Origin of the sequence: Acinetobacter sp. NIPH 1852 (assembly GCF_022549455.1) — a bacterium.
GTDB lineage: Bacteria > Pseudomonadota > Gammaproteobacteria > Pseudomonadales > Moraxellaceae > Acinetobacter.
In genome coordinates, this window is the sequence record NZ_JAKZGG010000001.1 from 42,329 (window position 1) to 61,260 (window position 18,932).

An 18,932-nucleotide genomic window follows, 5' to 3' on the forward strand; every position below is an offset into this window, starting at 1 on the left:
CACGACTATTTTATGATTAAAGGTTATTGAGTGTGCCTTCAGGTAACACTGAAATAACACTTGCACGTTGAATTTTAACTTCTACACCACGGCTCAGTTCAACGGTTGCAAAGTCACCATCTAAGCGAATGATTTTGCCCATTAAGCCGCCAGCAAATACGATTTCACTGCCAACACCAAGACTATCAACCAAGCTACGATGCTCTTTGGCACGTTTTGCTTGAGGACGCCAGATTAAGAAATAAAAGATCGCAACAAATACAGCGATCATCAATATGTTAGCCATTAAGCTTGGTCCTTGTTGAGCAGCATCAGCAGCGTGGGCAGTAGAAATGAAAAAGCTCATTTTGATTTCCTAAAGTTTAAAAAAGGTCAAAAAATTGACAATAAGTTCCAATTCGTTTTGCAATGTACCTTGTCTTGGCTTTGCGTGCAAATCCAGATGAATTAATTTGGACAAGGTGGAACTTCTAATCCACGACGTGCATAAAAGTCCTGTACATAGGCATCAAATGTATCGTTTTCCAGCGCATCACGCATCCCTTGCGTCAGGCGTTGGTAGTAACGGAGGTTATGAATTGTGCCGAGCATCGATGCCAACATTTCTCCACACTTCTCTAAATGATATAAATAGGCACGACTAAAGTTTTTACAAGTGTAACAATCACAATGTGGGTCTAAAGGACCTTGATCATGACGATATCGACTATTACGAATTCTGACTAAACCATCAGTGACAAAATAATGCCCATTACGTGCATTACGTGTCGGCATCACGCAGTCAAACATATCAACACCGCGACGAACTGCTTCCACGATGTCTTCAGGCTTACCAACACCCATGAGGTAACGTGGTTTGTCCTCTGGCATTTTATTAGGTAAATAATCAAGCACCTTGATCATTTCATCTTTTGGCTCGCCGACAGATAAACCACCAATCGCATAGCCATCAAAACCAATGTCTAACAAGCCAGTGAGTGATTCATCACGTAGATCTTCGTACATCCCACCTTGAATAATGCCGAATAGGGCATTTTTATTCTTGAGTTCATCATGATGGTGGGTTTTACAACGCTTGGCCCAACGTAAAGAAAGCTGTAAAGATTTTTGCGCTTCTTCATGGGTTGCAGGGTAGGGCGTGCACTCATCAAAGATCATAACGATATCTGAATTGAGGACTTGTTGAATTTCCATGGAAATTTCAGGAGATAAGAAGACTTTTGAGCCGTCAATTGGAGAACGGAACGTCACGCCTTCTTCTTTAATTTTACGCATCGCACCCAAGCTAAACACTTGGAAGCCGCCTGAGTCGGTCAAAATTGGTTTATCCCACTTGATAAACTCATGTAGACCACCATGCTCTTTAATCACTTCTAAGCCGGGGCGTAAATATAAATGGAAGGTATTGCCTAAGATAATCTGTGCTTGAATTTCTTCAAGATCACGAGGCAACATGCCTTTGACCGTACCATAAGTACCGACAGGCATGAACACTGGCGTTTCAACCACACCATGTTCTAGAGTGAGTCGACCACGACGGGCGCGTCCCGACTGGCCTAATTTTTCAAATTTCATGTCATAACCCGAGCAAGATCGAAGTGCAACGTTGAAGTCGCACTAGGAGGCGAAAAAACAGTTCGCTGATCAAAAACGGCTATTTTCCTTGATTATGGCGCATAGTTCTACTACTAAATGTAGCTGGCGTTAAAAATTCGGTTTATAGTCAAAATTACGGTCAATCACAGGGTCACGAAAAGGACGAATTGCTTTCTTTGATAAGGTGATGGTGTTGACCAAATTGTTTGGAAAAACTTGAATGTGATTATTAAACAATTCGACATTGCGGTTAAAGATGGTAATCGCAGCACCGACATTTTCATTCTGTTCTTGAATATCATCCATCATCTTGCTATACAGCGTATCTGCTTTCAGCTCAGGATAGTTTTCAACCACAACATTTAAACTACGCATCAAATCGCTATTTAATTTTTCGATGTGTTGTAACTTGGCAATATCGGTATCATTGATATTGAGATTCATGATCTGCTGACGTAATGCAGTTACTTGCTCTAAGGTCGATTTCTCAAAGACTGTGTACTTACTTAGCGTATCTTCGAGTGCTTCCAGTGTTTTGACTTTCTGGCGCTCAAAATTGGCAACCTCTGCCCAAGCACGTTTGGTGGCATTGAAATATCGCACGATCGTGTTGCGGATATGAATTCCCCAACCGATGAGTACAACAAAAATCCCCAAGAAAATGAGTAAACCTGTCATTGCCATTCCCCTTTATTATTTACCTAGTCGAACTTTTATCGTTCCTCATCCCTTATGCCGTTTTAGTTGTGGATCAGGGCTAGGATGAGTTATTTAATTAAATTGAGCATCATTTCTTGAAATCTTTGATATTGAGGCATGGTCATGGTACGAAGATGACCACGTAGTGCTGGAATATCATTGATTTGATCGCGCTTACTCGTTGTTTGTAATAGGTTTTGTTCACCAACATAACAAAGAATTTGCTCTTGATGATGATAGATTAAATCGCCTTTAAAATGTTGAAAAAAATCATGTAATTTTAAGGTCATACTTGGGCTAATGCTTTTAGCGAGTTCATGTTGGCTTCGCCCAAAAATTTTAAGATTACGATTGACTGAGATATCACTACTTTCCCACGCATGAGCATAAGGTTCAAAAAAACGAGAACGTTGGTTACTGACAGCAATTCCTAAAGCAGGCATTTGAAAAATAAATGCGCCCCATAAGTCTTTATGTATTTCTTTACTGATCTGTTGATTCTTATCCCCATTTCTTAGAATTGGTAGTTCACTGACATAATGATATTGGAAGATCAGCACCTGATGTTCCGTGACACCATCATGCCATGTTGTGGAGGCGTATTGCGTAATGTCATTAGATTCCGTGCCACGATGAAACAATGGGAAAAATTGTTTAAGTCGACTGATCACCAGTGTTGGTTGCGCCTGAATCGGAAGATATGCGGGGAGTTGCTGGAAGTTTAAATGATAACGTAGGGTCATCAAGCGTTGTTCTAGATATTCTGTTACTTGTATCAAGGGCTGTTTCGGTTCATAAAGCAAATAGGCTAAAAATCCAGAAAGAAATGCGCCTAAAAAGCTCCAGATAAACTGAATGTGTGGATGAATAAAATAGCCGAAGACCAAACAGCATGCACTGACAATCGCAAGGAGTAGGGGTAGTATATTAAAGAAATGCAAGCTATGCGCTTCACCCCAAGGATGTAGTTTGTCGAGCAGTTCTTGATCGGTTGTTGATTTATTTCCAATATCCCAAAGCCGAGCAATATTGCGAAAAACTTGAGCGTTTTTTTTGCGTCTTATATGGAGTGCTTGTTGTACAGTGTCGATCGGCATGGCGATGATCAATTCATTATATTAGATTGATGAGGTATAGATTATGCTTTAAATTTCAGAAACTAAGAAGTGCCTTGTGGGCTATTTTAATCAGTATGGATGGAATTAGAGAGTCTTGAGCAAACTGGTGAGTGCTTCTTGTAAACGTTGAAGTTTTGGCATTTTAAGTTGTTCGAGTGTTTCAGCAAGTTTATTAACTGTGATTGCCTGAAATAAATAATTATTCTCCGCTAAAGGGGATTCATTGAATAGCCAGCACATCACACTAGTTTGTGGGTGTACATAAATATCTCCATAAAAAGTCTGCATCATTTTTTCCAATGACAATACTCTTTCTGGCGTTAAAAACTTAACAAGCTCATATTCATTTACGCCAGTTTGCTGATGCTTTTTATTAAAGAGAATATCACTAGATTTCCACTCGATACCTAGATGACATTGATGTTTATAGCGAGCTGAGATACTGATGCCTTTGAATGGAAAATTGTCCATGAATACGCCCCACAGATCACAATGGGTCGTTTCAAAGAACTCTTTGCCTTGTTCATCGGTTGTCCTTGTTTGATAGGTGTAGTGATAGTTAAAAACAGAATAATCATATGTTTTTTGTTTAATCACTAATTGCCCATCTAGCAATATTTTAACAGTATTGTCTTTATTACCTAATTGAAATAAGGGATGATCCAGTAAAGCAGGATTTAAGGGGGTGCTATCAGCATGAAACTTAACCTGATAGGTCTGTTCCAGAACATAGATTCTTAATTGTTCTTTTAGGCTGTCTAATTCAGTTGTCGAAATACGATAACGCACACCAATACTAAACAGAACAACACAAACAATTAGATAGTAGGCAGAGAACAAAAGGCCTGCCAATAAAAAAATCAGACTCAGCGTGCACATTGTCCAGTATAGGTAATTCTTGATATACAGGTTTTGCTCGCCATCCCAGAGTTTTAAGGTATTAATTAAAAGTTTTGGTGAGGGTTGTTTCTCTAGCAATTGGCGAATGGCCTCAATATTTTTTAAGGTCGACTGATTGTGAGTAGATTGATTTTTAAAAGTTTTTTTAATTTTATTGGATATGAATGGCATAGTTTTTTAGATAATCATTCTGAAAAAATAGGCTAAACCATGATTTAGCCTATGAGTGATATTTATGCGAGTTGATCAATCAACATCGCATCGCCATAGCTAAAGAAGCGATAGCGTTGTTCAACTGCGTGCTGATATGCCGCCAAAATATTATCCCGATTTGATAGTGCTGAAACGAGCATCAATAGCGTGGACTCAGGTAAATGGAAATTAGTAATCAAACGATCCACCATGCAGAACTGATAACCTGGGTAGATAAAGATTTGAGTGTCACCTGTCCAAGCTGCAATCTTACCACCATTTGCTTGCGCTGCACTTTCTAAGGCACGTGTCGCGGTTGTGCCAACGGCAATCACTTTATTGCCTCGTGCTTTGGTTGCTAAAATTAAATCAATCGTCGCTTGCGGCACATCACACCATTCACTGTGCATAATATGGTTACTAATGTCTGTGGTGCGAACTGGCATGAAGGTTCCTGCACCAACATGCAAAGTGACAAAAGTTTTTTGAATGCCTTTTTCTGCCAATTTTGCTAACAAATCTTGGTCGAAATGTAAGCTTGCAGTCGGAGCAGCGACACTGGCGATTTTTTCAGGATCATGAAAAACTGTTTGATAACGTTCAGTATCAATCTCTTCAGCTTCACGATTGAAATAAGGCGGAATCGGTAACTGACCGTATTGATCGAGCACCGACAAAATCGGTTGCGAAAATTTCACCACAAATAGATTTTCATGGCGACCTTGTACCGTCACAGGAACTGCATCTTCACCAATATACAGTTCTGCGCCTGCTTTAGGTGAGTTGCTCGATTTGATATGGCAATGTGCTGTATGTGTATCCAACATTCGTTCAACCAAAACTTCGATAGCACCGCCAGTGGCACGTTTTCCTTTTAATCGTGCTTTCATGACTTTGGTATCATTCAGAACCAGTAAATCGCCATCTTCCAATAAATCTAAAATATCGGTAAAAGCATGGTCGTGATACTGACCTGCTGCATCAATATGCAGTAGGCGTGATGCGCTACGGCTTTCTAGTGGGTAGCGAGCGATAAGTTCATCTGGAAGATCAAAAGAAAAGTCGGAGAGTTGCATACATCTAAAACATTGCAAAAAATTGGGCGTAGTATAGTCTTTTTTGTGTTTTTTCGCTGAGTTTGATGTTTATAGCTAGAAAAATATCTGAGTGATTTAAAAGTGAGCAATAAGTGCGAGATGGGGTTTGACAATAAAATCAAACAGGTTATGATACGCAACACAAAGCATCGCACTCTTCCCGAGGTGGTGAAATTGGTAGACGCGGCGGACTCAAAATCCGCTGTCAGAGATGACGTGTCGGTTCGAGTCCGACCCTCGGGACCATTCGATAGCTTAGACAGATATTTCAAAGCCCCAAGTTCTTATTAATCAAGGACTTGGGGCTTTGTCGTTTCTGGCGTTTATGTTTTTTTACGGTATTTTTGGGGTTTTTAAGGTATATATTTCCACACATTTTCCACACTTTTTTTTGTGGGTTTATTTTTGGAAATTAGGAACTTGGTGCATAAAATGAGTTTGTCTGTTTATCAGCAGGCGAATGGCTCATGGCGAGCTGATTTGCGTGTATTGGATGTGCGGTGCAGTAAAGTAAGGAAAAATAAAGCTGACGTGCTAAGGTGGGCAGCTGAGCGTGAGCGCGATATCTTTCTGAATCACTCTACAGAGGAAGCGTTAAAGAGAAATATTGTATTGACTGTGCATGAGGCTTTATCTCGATATTCGACAGAGGTGTCACGATTTAAAAAAACATGGAAAAAAGAAACGCAGCGCATTAAATATTTTCAAAGTACTTTGCCTAAAGTTGATTGGCCACTAGAACGATATCAATCAGATTATTTGGCGACATACCGTGATGAAGCCATGAATCGATCAATCAAGCCACTGAAGGCGAGTTCTGTGCGACGTGACTTCTCAACATTGTCATCGTTTTTCGCCTGGTGCATTGAAAAGAAGTGGATTAAAAATAATCCTGTAGCTGAAGTAAAATTGCCACCTAAACCCAAAAACCGAGAACGTCGTATCGAACTAGATGAAGTTGAGCGAATGTTGGCAGCATTAAAATATGTACCTGGTACGGTACCAGTAACAAAAATGCAGGAAGTGGGATTAATTTGGCTCATTGCGATGGCCACTGGTATGCGATCGGGTGAGATCGTAAACAGATTGCCTCGTGAAGTACTATTGGCCAAACAACAAATATTATTGCCTGACACTAAGAATGGATCTTCGCGGAGAGTGCCATTAGATAATTTTGCGGTTCATCTTTGGTCTTTGGCCATGAAGATTGATCGCAAAGCGTGTCCCAAAGTTTTCACTGTGACGGATTCTTCGCGTGATGCTTTATTCAGAAAGGCAAGAAAGCAGGCAGGTTTGGAAAATGCAGATATCACTTTCCATGATTCAAGACATGAAGCAGCTTCATTGATGGCCAAGAGGATTAAGAATGCTTTAACGCTATGTAAAATATTTGGATGGAAGGACCCAAAATTTGCCCTGGTGTATTACAACCCTACAAATAATGAAATCGTGGATGAGTTGAATCAATCCTGTGAGTTTCAACAGATAGCATAAAAATAAAGCCACCTTACGGTGGCATTATTTTTATGAATAGTTTACGACTGCTTTATCGAACGCCATCGCGTAATCTATTACGTCTTTGGCTCTCCAACGTTGGACGGTATGATCGTCTTTGGTTGGTAGATCTCTGCTTGGTGGAAAATATTTATTCGTAATTATGTGGCGTTTTACATAGTCTGCCGAATAATCAAAATATAGAGCAATATCTTCTAAGCACCAGAGTTGATGCTCGATCGGAATAATTGGCTTCGATTCAATCGCCTTCATCATTTTAAGGAATACTTTTTCTAGTAACTTTTCTGCATTAAGTTCCATTGAATAGATCCCTATTTAATTGCTTCAGTTAGAAAATAAACAGCACCAAAAAGTGATGAACTGCTTAGTAAGATGGTGGCTTTGGTTAAGCTGTAATTGTTCATATCAATCCATCCTTTTCTAACTTTTTAATTTTGATACGTACCTGAGCTTCATCTCTGTTAAGTACTTCTGCTATTCGGCAAGCTGGAAAATTATCTTCGTACATCGTTGTTAAAACCTGTAATTCACATTTCCAGTACAGACCTTTTGTGAGGTCATTAGAATGTGTGTGGTATTTAATTTTAGGGGTACTTAAGCGATCTTTGGGATTTGGCATAAACATTTCCCTACACGTAAATAATCAGCCACTCTTGGGGCATCTACAGGTGTTAAGTCATATCGATACAAGTCAAATGTTCTTACCCGGGTTTTAACAGTGATTCGATCCTGATCGATCGCAATAATCTCTCCGGTGTAATGCTTATGGTCCACAATAATTTTATGGCCATAGCCGTTTTTACGTTCTTGAATGGAGAAGTTGACCTGATGGCCAACGGTTAAAGCATCATAGTCTGGGAGGATTAGACCACCACATTCACAGTTGAATTTAGGCATTTTTATTATCCTCACTAACTCTGTAATAACTTTGTGCTTCACAACGTGGGCACACCAAATCAGTTAATCCTGAAATACTTTTACTTGGTTTACGCAATCGATCTTTGACCAAATGTTTATTTCTACAACGGCAGCACTTAACTAATTCGTCATCATGATTCATTGGATTTATCCTCTTGATTTATTAAATTTTTGATAAAACTTTGCCTGTTACATGTAGTAATTCCACAGTGACACCTAGTTTTTCGGCAAACGTCGCCAAGTTCTTTCGATCAAGAAAATTACATGCCCAATGTAAAGATTCGAATTTGCTTTTGTGGTCAAGAAATTGATAAGTTTTATCGGCGATGTAAGGTGCATCCATACCATTTTGTGCAAATGTTTCAATAATTAGGTTTGCCACATAATTTAAGTTAGAATTTTCGTGCATAATTGCTCTCCAGTGGTTGTGTGTCACATACAGGAGTGGCCGCTTCTGTATGTGAGTTAAATATTTAGAATTAGTGAAAAGGTCGCTTTGGTTCGTTTGAACCGTCTTTGGTGACTTCTTTTAGTACCTCGACTATTACCTCTAAGATTTTTATGCTTGGTTCAGCTCTTTTTTCAGTTTCACTTTCAGCTTTGGCTTGTGCATGGATCTGCTTTGAGAGCTCTGGGTCCATTGGCGTTAAGCCTAATTGTTTGTACACATCATCTAGATATGCCCATTTATAAATAGTACTTTGACGTACACCATTTCCACCTAATACATGAAAATGCTTTCCACAAAAATGAGACGGTGAAACGATAGTTCCTTCATAGCAGACAAGAACAAGAAAGCGGTCACGCTCTGGAGTGATGCGGATGTCTTTGAATAATTCCTTTGTTTCATTTGACTGGTCTGCCTTAGGTTCAGCAGGGATCGCTTGAAAACTCATTTTGTAATATTCATTTTTTGTCTGTAGGACGATTTTTTCAAAAAAATCGATTTCATGATACGGACGATTCTTTTTGACTAGCTCAAGGACATTGAATAGATTATTTCGGCTACAATGTTGTGGCAGTCGCCCCAAATAAAACATTGATTGTTCTTCATTAAGTTCGAGTTTCAGGGTCTCGGTAGGCGAGATCTCAACGTTTAATATGTAGATTGGATAATTGTGCATTTTTAAGTTCCTTTAAAATTTTTAACCGAGTTGAAAAATAAGACTTTGTAATAAAATCACTCGTTCCTTGAGGTTCGAGTACTCCTCCCACGGCAGGTTTTTTTTGATTATCTGTAAAACGTCCTTGGCTTCTTTGCGTGTAGAACGATTGTTTTGATAATTCAAAGAGCAAATGCAGCTCTCCACTTGACCTATGGCCTCATTGATATTTCGCGGTTCGACGGTAGTCATTTTTTTGTTCCTGGTTGTTTGACTTGGTTTGGATTTGTGAAGATCCAGCATTTAATAATTCGCTCGCTCTGGAGTGGATTTACGTTGGTGTGATCACCTAGGTTTTTCGCATCATCGGCTGGAAATTTATTTGATCTGACAGGCTTGTTGGCTTCTACAAACTTGTAGCGTTTGCTGGTGCGTAATAAGTTCCGCATTTCGTTTACGTCTGGCAGAGCTTGGAAGTTCCGCGCTGCAACTTTGTAAACCTCGTTTAGGTTAATTGCGATATGAGCCTCCGTTGGGTCGTAATGATTAAGGTGGAAATGTGAAGTACGGATGCTGTTGAGATATTCATATGCATCCCAGAACTGTTGTACAAACATATGATCCATGCCGATCTCATCGACACGACGTCGTGCCATATTTTCAAGCATTGTTTTGGCATTCTGGATCTCAGTAGCACTGATCTGATTTTTAAAAACGTGTTCTGCCAAAGCATCAATCATTGCTGAAACTTGAGCATGACAAAGTGCTATACGAACGTGGGTAATACCTTTGGCATGGAATTCAGCTTCGATCTTTTTAAGATTATTGCTGTAGATTTCCAAAATTTTATTTTCATTCTTCAGGCAAAAAGTCATGTAAGTACATGCTTCGTCTAAAGGCATTTGCGATAGCCTTGTCGCGATATTTTTCTTCTCTAAACTATGGCCCTTAATATCGACCGATATGTGCAGAGTACGAGATAGAATCGCTTCAGATGCTTGAATAGGTGTGTTCTGGCTGATTAAGACAGCAGCTCTAAAAGGTGGCTCGTATGTTTCGTTACCTGCGGTTTTTAAGCCCTTAGAGCGAATTGCACGACCGTTAAATGCATCTTTGAGTTCGTCCCATGAGAATTTGGCTTTTTGTGCTGATTGTTGGTCGTTACGATCGCCTTCAATCAAGACGATTGGCATGTTTGAGGTTTGGGCAAAGTTACGATAAATCGCAACACTGGTACTCTTGTTTGGGTCAAAGCCTTCGTATGATTCACGTCCGCTAAATTTCCAAAGCATTTCAATTAGGGTTGATTTCCCTGAACCTGCTTGTCCGACAAATTCAAAGAATGGATATGATGAATGCATGGCGCGGATCTGTTCTGCGAAATATGATCCCGTCCACCACGCTAAAATGATTAAACCTGTTTCTCCATTTAGGTCGTAATAGTCACGCCACCATGTCGGTTTAAAGTCCTGTTTGGGATTCAAATGAATTACTGGTGTGGATGCCAAGGTTTTGATCTCTTTTTTATTTGTCTTGAAATAGTCATGTTCGTTTTTGGGGATAACTTGACCTTTTTGCACAGCAAATTGGTCAAATATGTAGACATCGTGTTCTTTGCTATAACCAACAAAGTCGATCGTTTTAACTTCACGTAGATTTTCAAATTCACGTTTTACAAAGAGTTCCAGTTGCTGATCTGAACCTGTCCATAAAGCACCTGATAAAACGCCTAGTACACGTGGCTTAAACTTGCTACGTGATGAAATATGTTCAGGTGTAAACGTTGCTTTGACTTCGTTAAAAGGGGACTGAATATGCACGTAATACCAACTCTCATCGGTAATTTCATTGCGCTGGAAATAAAGTGGTTTAAGTTGAGCGTTACAGATCTCCACGACTGAAGAACTGTTTTTAAGTGCCCTGTGCTTTTTTTCTTCTTCAGAAAGGATAGAACCTTGTTCTTGATCCGTTGCTTCTAAAACCGCATTAAACTTCTTGTAATCAAGTTCCCACCAGTAAGTACGGAATGCATGATTAAAGTAAAACTTTGCGATGTTATAAAAGCTATAAATGAGCAAGCCTGCTTCTTCTGCAGTTTTAGCAATTTGCAACTTGCCGTAATGGATATATTTATCCTGGTGTTTCTTGGTCAGTTGATTGCTTTGGAATAGGTCATTCCAGTCTTTACCAGCAATAGGCAATGCAGCAGTACATAACCAACCATCTTCGATCGATTGTTCGATTTGTTTGGGTAAATACTTTTTACCTGCCTTGTCATTATCTAAAGCCCAAACGAGGCGAGGTCGATCTTTTTCAAGCTCCTCGCAGCGCGTAGCGATTTGTTGCAGGATCTTGTTTGGATAGTTAGCACTATTCATAGTACTGATACTGATCAGATCCGATTGAGATAATGCGATGCTGTTAAAAATGCCCTCTGTGAGCCAGATACTGCCAGCATTGCAAAGTTCATCTAAGTTGTGGACCGTCCACGATAGCCCTTTCCATTGACCAATAAAGTTCGCTTTCATGCGACCGAAGCGTTCAGGACGATCTATAAATCTTTCCCAATATACTTTTGGTGCAAGTTCAAAGCGGACTGTAGCCGTTACTAACTTGTGGTTCTCTCTGTCCCGATATAATTCTTGCGTATATAAACTTTTGAATGAAGTGATATCAAAGCCTCTCGCATGTTGCATATAGGCATCTGCGGAGGCGTTTGGGTTTTGTGGGGTTTTTGGGAAGTCCTCAGACCAGTCTTTGAATAATTCTTCACAGATATCTCTGACATGTTCTTCATAGGTACATTTATTAATACGACCACACTTCACCACCTTTGGGGTAATAGCATGGGTGTATAGTTCCTTTTGATTACATTTAGGACATACACCGCTACGGTACCAGTCGCCTACTTTTTTGAATTTGAAAAGTTGGTTTAGTCTTTCGTCTATTCGACGTTGCAAAATATCCATATATTACTCAGATCAATTTCATTTGTAGGAGACGATTGCGATAGGTTTGTGCTTGAGCAAGGTCAATTTTTCTTGTCCAAAAAAGAGCATTGATAGCTCCTTCGACATAACATTTTTGGAATTGATCTATTTCTGGTTGCAGTTCTAAAGCGAAGAGCTGCATTTCTATTTCGTTCTCCCATTTTTGTTTTGTCAGTGATAAATCAGGTTTAGGGATAAGGCTGTTGTGGATGGTACGTGTAATTTCAAGATCGGCTGCAAAGCTTGCGAGGCAGTCGGGATTTACGCAGCTCACAATAATGTTATGAAGTAGCGGTGAGGGTCTTTTTCGACTCGTCACATGCATCCTACGGTCGCAATGCGGACAGTAGAATCCTATCGATTTACTCATTTTATTCCCCTAGAGAATTAACCAAGTGATCTGTTGCTCCCGACACCACTCACTGGAATTTTCTTTATTTACATACTGTTTCAATAGTTCATCAAATAATTACAAGATCGGCTTCTTATTCTGTGATGAGCCGAAATGGTGCGCTTTATGATTCCTTTGGCTTTTTTTCGTCCTTTCTAAGAAGTTCTAATGTGTGTTTTTTAGCGTACTGGTTAGGAGTTAGATCTTCATGTGCTGCTTTAATGCGTAGATTTTTAAAATCTTCTTCATCTAGGCGGTAAACGATTTGCTTTGTTGGGTTTGTACTCATTGCATTGACTCTATAAAAAGCTAAACTTGGAATGTTTTTGTGAAAATCGTGCAATGCGTGATTTTCACAATTACAAATTACTACGATGTGTCGTATATTTCAACAGGTAACTACTATGAATAGTAACTTTTCTGATTTAAATCGGGGAAATCGTTTAAAAGAAGAAAGAAAACGATTAAAACTTACGCAAAAAGATGCGGCTATCATTATTGAAATGCAGGATCAGAGTTGGATTCGTTTTGAAAAACGGGGAGAGCCATTTGATTTAAGAGCGCTCCAATGTTTGGAGGAAAATGGTTTCGATATGATGTATGTAGTTTTTGGCATTCGTAAGAATAGCGAGCTACAAAATATAAAGCCTGAGCATTTGGAAATACTCAGGCTTTTAAATGAGGCCAGTGAACAGAAATTAGCGAAGATTATTCAGATGATTCAATTAATGGCTTCGGAGGATTAGTCGCTACACCTTTTAGAATTTCTTGGATTTGATCATCTAATTCGTTAAAAATGGTGGATATTTGTTCCTTGCTAACGACATCGTATTCGAGTGACTCGGTCCCTGCATCGCTTAACTTGCGGATAAATGCCACCTTATTTTTTAATCGATTTAATTCATAATAAGCATCTTCATTTATAAGATACATTTCTATCCCCTTTTAATTAAAATACTAGAGAAACCATCATTTATTAGGTCGGTCATCTCATTAAATAAAATCCAACTTTGTTCTGTATTTTCCATAATTAAAATGGCTTGAACGGCACAAATGCTTAAATTAAATGTATCGAACTGTTTATTGAAGTGGTAGTCGATATTTTCTCTAAGTCGAGACCATAATACATTTGTTTCCAGAAATGTCTTATATGAAACATTACTGTCTAATAGCCTATGCAGTTTTCTTGCACTAATAAAAAGCTGACGTTTATTTGTTTGTGGATTTTGAAGTCTGACAATTATATTTTCTATTTTCATCGTTATTCCTCAATCTAATAAATGGCTTGGAAGTATTTGTGCAGGGGTGTGCCAATGCCATTTCGTTATGTCGAGTCGGGATGGAGCTGACGCAACATAGGCAGTAATCATACGGGCATGGTGGACCCATATTTCTAACAGTGGCTCAGAGGGGGAGATATCCAGTTTTAAGGTGCGTAACTGGTTATAGAGCTGCCTTTGCTTGTCTGGCATGGTCTTTAATTGTTCTTGTGTTGCAGGAGGATTTTGTGGTTCTTGGGTACCGACAATTTTATCCTGGTGCGAAGTAGCTTGAGGCGTTGGTGCAGGTGTGTCATTGATCGGGATGTTAATACAAAAAATTGACTTTAATTTCTTATAGTCGATGGTGTAGTAGTTGACCCGATCTGACTTCACATCCGATAACTTTGCTATCTGAATCAAGCCAAGGGCACGTAATTTTGCAACGGCCCTTTTAATCGTTGAAACGCTGAACATACCTAGGGTTTCTTTCCATTCTTCGTAAGTATGAAACCACCATTTCCGACCTTTGTAGGTTGTTAAATTTTTCTTGGTTTTGCGCTTGCGCGTTTCATTGATCAAGAAATATAGCTTTTGAAGGAAGGTTGCTGCGGTGATCCCCAGTACCTTTGCCATTTCTGGCGAGGCAATGAGGGGATATTCGTTGTGCTGTAGGAGTAGCTTCATGCGACAGCCCCCCGATAAAGTTCGGCATAGCAAGCTTTACACTTTGCAGTCCATTGCTGTTTTCCGTTCCGAAAGCCATTCTTATTGAAGAATTCGCAATCAAAGGGGTAGTACTCGCCACAAGTACTGCACATTCGTTCTGTGCCTAGTTCCGTATAGATAAATATCATGCTGCACCGCCTAGATTTATCAGGATGTAAGCGATGATTAGGATTGCTAGAAATGCGAGTGTATCTAAGATTTTTTTTCGGGTGTGGGCTTTCTTTTTAGATGCGAGATATGCAGGTAAATCAAGGACAGGGGTGTGTTCAATAGGTGTGCTAGACGTGCGTGTGTCTGCACTATAAATACGTGTGTTCATAGTCGTTCTCTTTGATAAGTTTTAACACTTACCGCCATTCTTTCCACGGAATGGTGGCAGCCTAAACAGGGGTGGAAATACCGCTCAAAGAGTAACGGCCAGCCTTACGACTGCCCTGAATAGACTGCCATAACGACTGACTAAACAGTTTGCAAAAAAAAAGCCGCTAATAGCGACATTCCTCTGCGCTCTTTGATGATAAAACAGGTTTCCACGCCCGCTCACAGATTTTGCTGTGATTTTTGAAATATAACGGTATCTTTTTTTTAATGCAATATCTTTTAAAGGATAATTGCGGAATTCGCCTATTGACTAAACAATAATTAAGTCAATGCGTTATGTAATGCCGTAATTATGAAGCTCGCTAATGTTTTGCTAATGCAAGATTATCAATGTATTGCATTGGGCTAATGCAACGGATTATCAAGCTCGTTAATGTTCTGTAATTGATTGATTAAGGAATTTGCAATCGTTTTGCTAATGTTTGGTTATGTCATTCTTTTTTAATTCTAATGCTTATTTTATTTATATAAGGAAAGATCGTATCAATTTGGCCTAATGCATAGGCTTAGATTGACTCTATGGATTGGATCACATTGAGCTAATGCATAGTGTCAAAGAATATAATTTAATGTACATTCTTGTTTTAACTATTGTTTGTGGGTTTCTAATGGGGTTTATTAGCGTCTTAGCTGCATTATTGCTGTTTATTGTATCTTTGGTTATGTGTATTGGATTGATTAATCCTAAATGGTTAAAGAATCCTAAAAAACCTGATGAAATTATGAAAAGATCAGAGCTTCTCGGTGGTGGTCTTCTGGCAATTGTTGTATTGACCTTTATCACTGTAGTCACCTCACCTGAACCAAGTAGCAATGTACAGAATGCTAATAATGTAAAAGCAGAGGTCAATTCTGAAAACTTAGTATCTAACAATATTAAATTCGATTATGACATTATTTCAGATGAAAAAATGAGAACAATTAAGCGTAGTGTTAATGTTGAATTGCCTGAACGTTTATCTAAAGAGCAGCTTGAACAACTTGCTTATGAAATTAAAAATTTGGATAAAAATGAATATGAGCGGACATTTATTCTTTATCGAATTAAGGGCGAAAAAAGCGATGCTGCGTGGGCAACGACACATTTCAATCCTAATTTAGAAGTTAAGTTTATTGGGCTTTAGATATTGTAAAAACTGCAAATCGAAAACAGTCAAAAACTTGAAAAGGAATCAATGTTTGTTAATATAAGAAAAGGTTATTTCTCCTTAACTTTGTTGGTTGAGTTTGTACATACCTCTCTTGCTAGGATGAAATAGTGTTGGCGCACTAATTTATTCGGAAAAACCAGTGTTGTCGCACTGGTTTTTTTTATTTCCAATTTACTTTGGTACGATGTATAGTAGTTTTATGCCAAGAAAGTTAGTTCCTATTTCCCCACCGTCCCCATACGGTGGTTTTTTTTGCCGATTAAAAAAGCCACCTCGCGGTGGCTGTTTGCTTATAGTGGGCTTAAAAACTTAATGATTTGATTCATTTGTTCACTTATATGGTTTAAGCAAATTTCATGGGCTAATGTTGGGTTTTGTTCTTCAGTTAATTTTTCAATCTGTTCATTTAAGTGGTCAAGTTTAGTTTTTAGTTGATTTACTTGGATCTGGTAAGCTTCTAAATGTTCGTTTGTCATATAAAAATCCCTATTTATCAAGTTGATATGTTTGTTTTGATAAGAGCATGTTCGCTCTCTTTCACAACGATAGCAAGGAATAAATATAACAAATTTGATATATTTTATATTGAATATATAACAAACTTGTTATATTATTGGTTTATTGTTTAAACAAGGAGCTAGCATGAGCTACAGCGAGTTTAAACGGTGGCTCATTGAACAAGGTGTTGTTTTTGTTCGTCGCGGTAAGGGTTCCCACTGGATTATCCAGTTAAATGATAAACGTAGTGTTTTCCCCGATCATGGCAGTAAAGAGATACCCAATGGAACCCGTTTGAAAATCAAAAAGGACTTGGGGCTTTAAGCCCCCAGATCCTTAAGTAGCAAAGTTAGCTTCAATTATCTTTATATGATCAGTAGTGCTTAACGCTGATAGGGTACAATAATATTAAGAGGTCTTTGAGATGGAATACGCAGTACGAATCGTGCCAGAAGGTGATGCGTTCGTTGTGTCTAGCCGCGATCTACCAGAGCTTAACAGTGTCGGATATTCTTTGGACGAGGCAAAGCAAGAAGCCTTGGACGGAATTGAAACTGCTTTAATGATTTATTATATGGATGGGAAAAAGACAATTCCTTTACCATCTGAAGCACAAGAGGGTGAATTTATAGTTCGTTTACCTGCTCAAGTTGCTGTCAAAGTTGCTTTATACAACGAAATGTTAAAGCAAAAAATCACTAGAGCTGAGTTAGGTCGTAGATTGCATTGGCAACAAGCGCAAGTAAATCGATTATGGTCATTAGATCATTCAACTAAATTGGAAAATATAGAGGCCGCATTTCATGCGCTTGGTAGGGAGATCGAGTTAGTCGTTGCCTAGCCTAACTCGTTAAATATATAAGCCACCAGAAGGTGGCTTTTTTAATGTTGTTGAACACATTGTAGGCAGATACTAATTTGAATATTGTTGTGAATATTATGGGCTGTACAGCCATATAGTGTGTGGATTAATAAAAATAAGTAAATTGTTTTCATAGGGCTGCTTCAAGTTCGAGCTGCATTGTCAAACCACCTGTAGAATAACTATGAGTGGCTTTTTCTACTATCCATTTAAGTTTGTCCACCTGCGGTTTAAATCCCTCCAGTTGTATTGGAGACTCAGTGGAAATAGAAGGAATACCGAAAGCTGTATTGATACTAAATTTTGCCTTCTGGCGTTTGATTTCATCCATTTTTGCTTTGGATGCTCGTTCAGCCTCTTCTTTGTTTGCGAAGGTTCCCTTCAGTTTTTTTACTTTGCCTTTCGTGCCTGCTGTAGCCGTTTCACGTTTAGCTTTGCTTGTGTCCTGATAGCTTGCTGATACGCCTGTGTGATCTGATTCCCTATCTTGTTCAGAGTATCTAAACTGATCACCATCTCTACGTGTAAGTAGGAGAGATGGTAAAGCCTTGCCTGAGGCAGTTTTTGCGGTACCTGCTTTGAATATTAATAAACGATCTTTTTTGACTGCCATTTCAGCACCATTTTGTTTTGACAGTCGTACTAGCAAATTTAAGTCTGATTCATTGGTTTGATCAACATGGTTGAGATCGATATTTTTTAGCTCATCGATCATCACTAATTCTAATTTATGATTAGTCGCAATACCTGAAGCAACTTCGCCGAATTTTTTACGATGATAGGATTTTGATTTAGCTTCTTTGATATTACTTTTAAAGTTAGCACTGGAGGCTTTGATCGTAATGGCATCAGGTGTGCCCGACCATTCGGTTTCATCCACAATAAAATCACCTTTATCGTGAACTCCTTCGCCAACAAAGCCAAGCTGACAATTAATTTTTACGCCACGACGTGGCAGCTCTAAAACGCCATCGCTGTCATCGAGAACAATGTCCAATTGATCAGCTTCATTGGCTCTATTATCGGTTACAGTCACGCTTAGGATGCGTTTGAGGATTTGATCGTTTAAAGGCTTGCTATCTGCAGTCAAAATACAAATGGGAGTCTTTATCATGATTAAGACTCCGCTTCCGTCTGTTGTTCAATACGTTCATCATCAACGCGAGAAAGTTTGATTGTGAAGTCTACTTTTCTGGGTACGCCATTGAATAATAAAATTTGTTTAGTTTCGTCAATACTATCGATGGTATAGACCCCATACAAATATCCACTGCCATCGACTAGAACAAAGCCTTGTCCAGTATCAGCCATTGCTGCAAGCTCATCGATCGAATAGCGATTTCCAAAGCCATACTCCTGATAAATAAGACCAGGAAGCGTGACGATATCATCACCTGCACCAATAAATTGACGCTGTTTACGACCTTTAGCCACAGCATTATCGGCATATTGCCAAGAACGTTGGCGTTGGATCTCGGTGAAGGTGAGCGTGTCAGTGGTAAAGGGGAATTGTCCTAAGCACATAAGCATGGT

The 18,932-nt window shown here is 39.0% G+C and carries 24 protein-coding genes and 1 tRNA gene; 6 read left to right on the forward strand and 19 right to left on the reverse strand.

What is annotated here, in order from left to right; genetic code table 11:
* Positions 1–16: 16 nt before the first annotated feature.
* The 6 genes from yajC to queA form a co-directional block, all read right to left on the reverse strand.
* On the reverse strand, positions 17–346 hold the full coding sequence (yajC, locus tag MMO38_RS00225; RefSeq protein ID WP_004669596.1) for a preprotein translocase subunit YajC: 330 nt from the start codon (positions 344–346) through the stop codon (positions 17–19).
* A gap of 101 nt (positions 347–447) precedes the next feature.
* Complete coding sequence (gene tgt, locus MMO38_RS00230; RefSeq protein ID WP_004669594.1) at positions 448–1,575, reverse strand: tRNA guanosine(34) transglycosylase Tgt; 1,128 nt, start codon at positions 1,573–1,575, stop codon at positions 448–450.
* A 129-nt stretch (positions 1,576–1,704) separates the two neighbouring features.
* Complete coding sequence (locus MMO38_RS00235) at positions 1,705–2,274, reverse strand: LemA family protein (RefSeq protein WP_241321976.1); 570 nt, start codon at positions 2,272–2,274, stop codon at positions 1,705–1,707.
* A gap of 89 nt (positions 2,275–2,363) precedes the next feature.
* On the reverse strand, positions 2,364–3,392 hold the full coding sequence (locus MMO38_RS00240) for a hypothetical protein (protein WP_004669590.1): 1,029 nt from the start codon (positions 3,390–3,392) through the stop codon (positions 2,364–2,366).
* Between the two features lie 105 nt (positions 3,393–3,497).
* Positions 3,498–4,484, reverse strand: coding sequence for a hypothetical protein (locus MMO38_RS00245; protein ID WP_241321977.1), 987 nt, complete (start codon positions 4,482–4,484; stop codon positions 3,498–3,500).
* Between the two features lie 62 nt (positions 4,485–4,546).
* A complete protein-coding gene (queA, locus tag MMO38_RS00250) occupies positions 4,547–5,581 on the reverse strand; it encodes a tRNA preQ1(34) S-adenosylmethionine ribosyltransferase-isomerase QueA (protein ID WP_241321978.1) in 1,035 nt (344 codons plus the stop codon).
* A 180-nt stretch (positions 5,582–5,761) separates the two neighbouring features.
* Between queA and MMO38_RS00255 the strand changes: the two genes are divergently transcribed.
* A tRNA-Leu gene (locus tag MMO38_RS00255) sits at positions 5,762–5,848 on the forward strand.
* Positions 5,849–6,034: 186 nt separating this feature from the next.
* Positions 6,035–7,096: a site-specific integrase gene (locus MMO38_RS00260; RefSeq protein WP_241321979.1), complete on the forward strand. Its 1,062-nt coding sequence runs from the start codon at positions 6,035–6,037 to the stop codon at positions 7,094–7,096.
* 30 nt (positions 7,097–7,126) lie between these two features.
* Here the strand turns inward: MMO38_RS00260 and MMO38_RS00265 are convergent, their stop codons facing one another.
* The 7 genes from MMO38_RS00265 to MMO38_RS00295 all read right to left on the reverse strand — a co-directional run bounded on the left by MMO38_RS00265 (position 7,127) and on the right by MMO38_RS00295 (position 12,808).
* The gene (locus MMO38_RS00265; RefSeq protein WP_241321980.1) at positions 7,127–7,417 is read right to left on the reverse strand and encodes a hypothetical protein; all 291 of its coding nucleotides are present in this window, start codon (positions 7,415–7,417) and stop codon (positions 7,127–7,129) included.
* Between the two features lie 294 nt (positions 7,418–7,711).
* Positions 7,712–8,014: a hypothetical protein gene (locus MMO38_RS00270; RefSeq protein ID WP_241321981.1), complete on the reverse strand. Its 303-nt coding sequence runs from the start codon at positions 8,012–8,014 to the stop codon at positions 7,712–7,714.
* Positions 8,015–8,198: 184 nt separating this feature from the next.
* Positions 8,199–8,444 (reverse strand): hypothetical protein, encoded by a 246-nt coding sequence (locus tag MMO38_RS00275; RefSeq protein WP_241321982.1) that lies wholly within the window; start codon positions 8,442–8,444, stop codon positions 8,199–8,201.
* 70 nt (positions 8,445–8,514) lie between these two features.
* A complete protein-coding gene (locus MMO38_RS00280; RefSeq protein WP_241321983.1) occupies positions 8,515–9,159 on the reverse strand; it encodes a hypothetical protein in 645 nt (214 codons plus the stop codon).
* 227 nt (positions 9,160–9,386) lie between these two features.
* Entirely contained in the window at positions 9,387–12,107 is a 2,721-nt protein-coding gene (locus MMO38_RS00285; protein WP_241321984.1) for a toprim domain-containing protein, read from the reverse strand.
* A gap of 7 nt (positions 12,108–12,114) precedes the next feature.
* A complete protein-coding gene (locus MMO38_RS00290; protein WP_241321985.1) occupies positions 12,115–12,498 on the reverse strand; it encodes an ogr/Delta-like zinc finger family protein in 384 nt (127 codons plus the stop codon).
* Between the two features lie 145 nt (positions 12,499–12,643).
* A complete protein-coding gene (locus tag MMO38_RS00295) occupies positions 12,644–12,808 on the reverse strand; it encodes an NmrA family NAD(P)-binding protein (RefSeq protein ID WP_241321986.1) in 165 nt (54 codons plus the stop codon).
* 115 nt (positions 12,809–12,923) lie between these two features.
* Between MMO38_RS00295 and MMO38_RS00300 the strand changes: the two genes are divergently transcribed.
* Positions 12,924–13,265 (forward strand): XRE family transcriptional regulator, encoded by a 342-nt coding sequence (locus MMO38_RS00300; RefSeq protein ID WP_241321987.1) that lies wholly within the window; start codon positions 12,924–12,926, stop codon positions 13,263–13,265.
* 189 nt (positions 13,266–13,454) lie between these two features.
* On the opposite strand, the gene MMO38_RS00305 is transcribed toward MMO38_RS00300, so the two are convergent.
* The 3 genes from MMO38_RS00305 to MMO38_RS00315 form a co-directional block, all read right to left on the reverse strand.
* A complete protein-coding gene (locus MMO38_RS00305; RefSeq protein WP_241321988.1) occupies positions 13,455–13,778 on the reverse strand; it encodes a hypothetical protein in 324 nt (107 codons plus the stop codon).
* Between the two features lie 9 nt (positions 13,779–13,787).
* Entirely contained in the window at positions 13,788–14,465 is a 678-nt protein-coding gene (locus MMO38_RS00310; RefSeq protein ID WP_241321989.1) for a hypothetical protein, read from the reverse strand.
* A gap of 166 nt (positions 14,466–14,631) precedes the next feature.
* The gene (locus MMO38_RS00315) at positions 14,632–14,826 is read right to left on the reverse strand and encodes a hypothetical protein (protein ID WP_241321990.1); all 195 of its coding nucleotides are present in this window, start codon (positions 14,824–14,826) and stop codon (positions 14,632–14,634) included.
* Positions 14,827–15,430: 604 nt separating this feature from the next.
* On the opposite strand from MMO38_RS00315, the gene MMO38_RS00320 reads away from it, so the two are divergent.
* On the forward strand, positions 15,431–16,012 hold the full coding sequence (locus tag MMO38_RS00320) for a hypothetical protein (protein WP_241321991.1): 582 nt from the start codon (positions 15,431–15,433) through the stop codon (positions 16,010–16,012).
* Positions 16,013–16,329: 317 nt separating this feature from the next.
* Here MMO38_RS00320 and MMO38_RS00325 read toward each other — a convergent pair whose 3' ends face one another.
* The gene (locus tag MMO38_RS00325) at positions 16,330–16,515 is read right to left on the reverse strand and encodes a hypothetical protein (protein ID WP_241321992.1); all 186 of its coding nucleotides are present in this window, start codon (positions 16,513–16,515) and stop codon (positions 16,330–16,332) included.
* 166 nt (positions 16,516–16,681) lie between these two features.
* On the opposite strand from MMO38_RS00325, the gene MMO38_RS00330 reads away from it, so the two are divergent.
* Together MMO38_RS00330 and MMO38_RS00335 are read left to right on the forward strand one after the other, a co-directional pair.
* Positions 16,682–16,861, forward strand: coding sequence for a type II toxin-antitoxin system HicA family toxin (locus tag MMO38_RS00330; protein ID WP_151980757.1), 180 nt, complete (start codon positions 16,682–16,684; stop codon positions 16,859–16,861).
* Positions 16,862–16,961: 100 nt separating this feature from the next.
* Complete coding sequence (locus MMO38_RS00335) at positions 16,962–17,378, forward strand: type II toxin-antitoxin system HicB family antitoxin (protein WP_241321993.1); 417 nt, start codon at positions 16,962–16,964, stop codon at positions 17,376–17,378.
* A 151-nt stretch (positions 17,379–17,529) separates the two neighbouring features.
* Here MMO38_RS00335 and MMO38_RS00340 read toward each other — a convergent pair whose 3' ends face one another.
* Together MMO38_RS00340 and MMO38_RS00345 are read right to left on the reverse strand one after the other, a co-directional pair.
* Complete coding sequence (locus MMO38_RS00340; RefSeq protein WP_241321994.1) at positions 17,530–18,513, reverse strand: contractile injection system protein, VgrG/Pvc8 family; 984 nt, start codon at positions 18,511–18,513, stop codon at positions 17,530–17,532.
* A 2-nt stretch (positions 18,514–18,515) separates the two neighbouring features.
* Positions 18,516–18,929: a phage tail protein gene (locus MMO38_RS00345; RefSeq protein WP_241321995.1), complete on the reverse strand. Its 414-nt coding sequence runs from the start codon at positions 18,927–18,929 to the stop codon at positions 18,516–18,518.
* Positions 18,930–18,932 lie beyond the last annotated feature (3 nt).

Excerpts from the sequence above, each read along its gene's own strand:
- MMO38_RS00325 (WP_241321992.1), bottom strand. The coding sequence starts at position 16,515 with ATGACAAACGAACATTTAGAAGCTTACCAGATCCAAGTAAATCAACTA.
- MMO38_RS00290 (WP_241321985.1), bottom strand. The coding sequence starts at position 12,498 with ATGAGTAAATCGATAGGATTCTACTGTCCGCATTGCGACCGTAGGATG.
- MMO38_RS00335 (WP_241321993.1), top strand. The coding sequence starts at position 16,962 with ATGGAATACGCAGTACGAATCGTGCCAGAAGGTGATGCGTTCGTTGTG.
- MMO38_RS00265 (WP_241321980.1), bottom strand. The coding sequence starts at position 7,417 with ATGGAACTTAATGCAGAAAAGTTACTAGAAAAAGTATTCCTTAAAATG.
- MMO38_RS00345 (WP_241321995.1), bottom strand. The coding sequence starts at position 18,929 with ATGCTTATGTGCTTAGGACAATTCCCCTTTACCACTGACACGCTCACC.
- MMO38_RS00295 (WP_241321986.1), bottom strand. The coding sequence starts at position 12,808 with ATGAGTACAAACCCAACAAAGCAAATCGTTTACCGCCTAGATGAAGAA.
- MMO38_RS00310 (WP_241321989.1), bottom strand. The coding sequence starts at position 14,465 with ATGAAGCTACTCCTACAGCACAACGAATATCCCCTCATTGCCTCGCCA.
- MMO38_RS00285 (WP_241321984.1), bottom strand. The coding sequence starts at position 12,107 with ATGGATATTTTGCAACGTCGAATAGACGAAAGACTAAACCAACTTTTC.
- MMO38_RS00315 (WP_241321990.1), bottom strand. The coding sequence starts at position 14,826 with ATGAACACACGTATTTATAGTGCAGACACACGCACGTCTAGCACACCT.
- MMO38_RS00280 (WP_241321983.1), bottom strand. The coding sequence starts at position 9,159 with ATGCACAATTATCCAATCTACATATTAAACGTTGAGATCTCGCCTACC.
- MMO38_RS00305 (WP_241321988.1), bottom strand. The coding sequence starts at position 13,778 with ATGAAAATAGAAAATATAATTGTCAGACTTCAAAATCCACAAACAAAT.
- queA (WP_241321978.1), bottom strand. The coding sequence starts at position 5,581 with ATGCAACTCTCCGACTTTTCTTTTGATCTTCCAGATGAACTTATCGCT.
- MMO38_RS00235 (WP_241321976.1), bottom strand. The coding sequence starts at position 2,274 with ATGACAGGTTTACTCATTTTCTTGGGGATTTTTGTTGTACTCATCGGT.
- MMO38_RS00240 (WP_004669590.1), bottom strand. The coding sequence starts at position 3,392 with ATGCCGATCGACACTGTACAACAAGCACTCCATATAAGACGCAAAAAA.
- MMO38_RS00270 (WP_241321981.1), bottom strand. The coding sequence starts at position 8,014 with ATGCCTAAATTCAACTGTGAATGTGGTGGTCTAATCCTCCCAGACTAT.
- MMO38_RS00245 (WP_241321977.1), bottom strand. The coding sequence starts at position 4,484 with ATGCCATTCATATCCAATAAAATTAAAAAAACTTTTAAAAATCAATCT.
- MMO38_RS00300 (WP_241321987.1), top strand. The coding sequence starts at position 12,924 with ATGAATAGTAACTTTTCTGATTTAAATCGGGGAAATCGTTTAAAAGAA.
- MMO38_RS00330 (WP_151980757.1), top strand. The coding sequence starts at position 16,682 with ATGAGCTACAGCGAGTTTAAACGGTGGCTCATTGAACAAGGTGTTGTT.
- MMO38_RS00275 (WP_241321982.1), bottom strand. The coding sequence starts at position 8,444 with ATGCACGAAAATTCTAACTTAAATTATGTGGCAAACCTAATTATTGAA.
- MMO38_RS00320 (WP_241321991.1), top strand. The coding sequence starts at position 15,431 with ATGCATAGTGTCAAAGAATATAATTTAATGTACATTCTTGTTTTAACT.
- yajC (WP_004669596.1), bottom strand. The coding sequence starts at position 346 with ATGAGCTTTTTCATTTCTACTGCCCACGCTGCTGATGCTGCTCAACAA.
- tgt (WP_004669594.1), bottom strand. The coding sequence starts at position 1,575 with ATGAAATTTGAAAAATTAGGCCAGTCGGGACGCGCCCGTCGTGGTCGA.
- MMO38_RS00260 (WP_241321979.1), top strand. The coding sequence starts at position 6,035 with ATGAGTTTGTCTGTTTATCAGCAGGCGAATGGCTCATGGCGAGCTGAT.
- MMO38_RS00340 (WP_241321994.1), bottom strand. The coding sequence starts at position 18,513 with ATGATAAAGACTCCCATTTGTATTTTGACTGCAGATAGCAAGCCTTTA.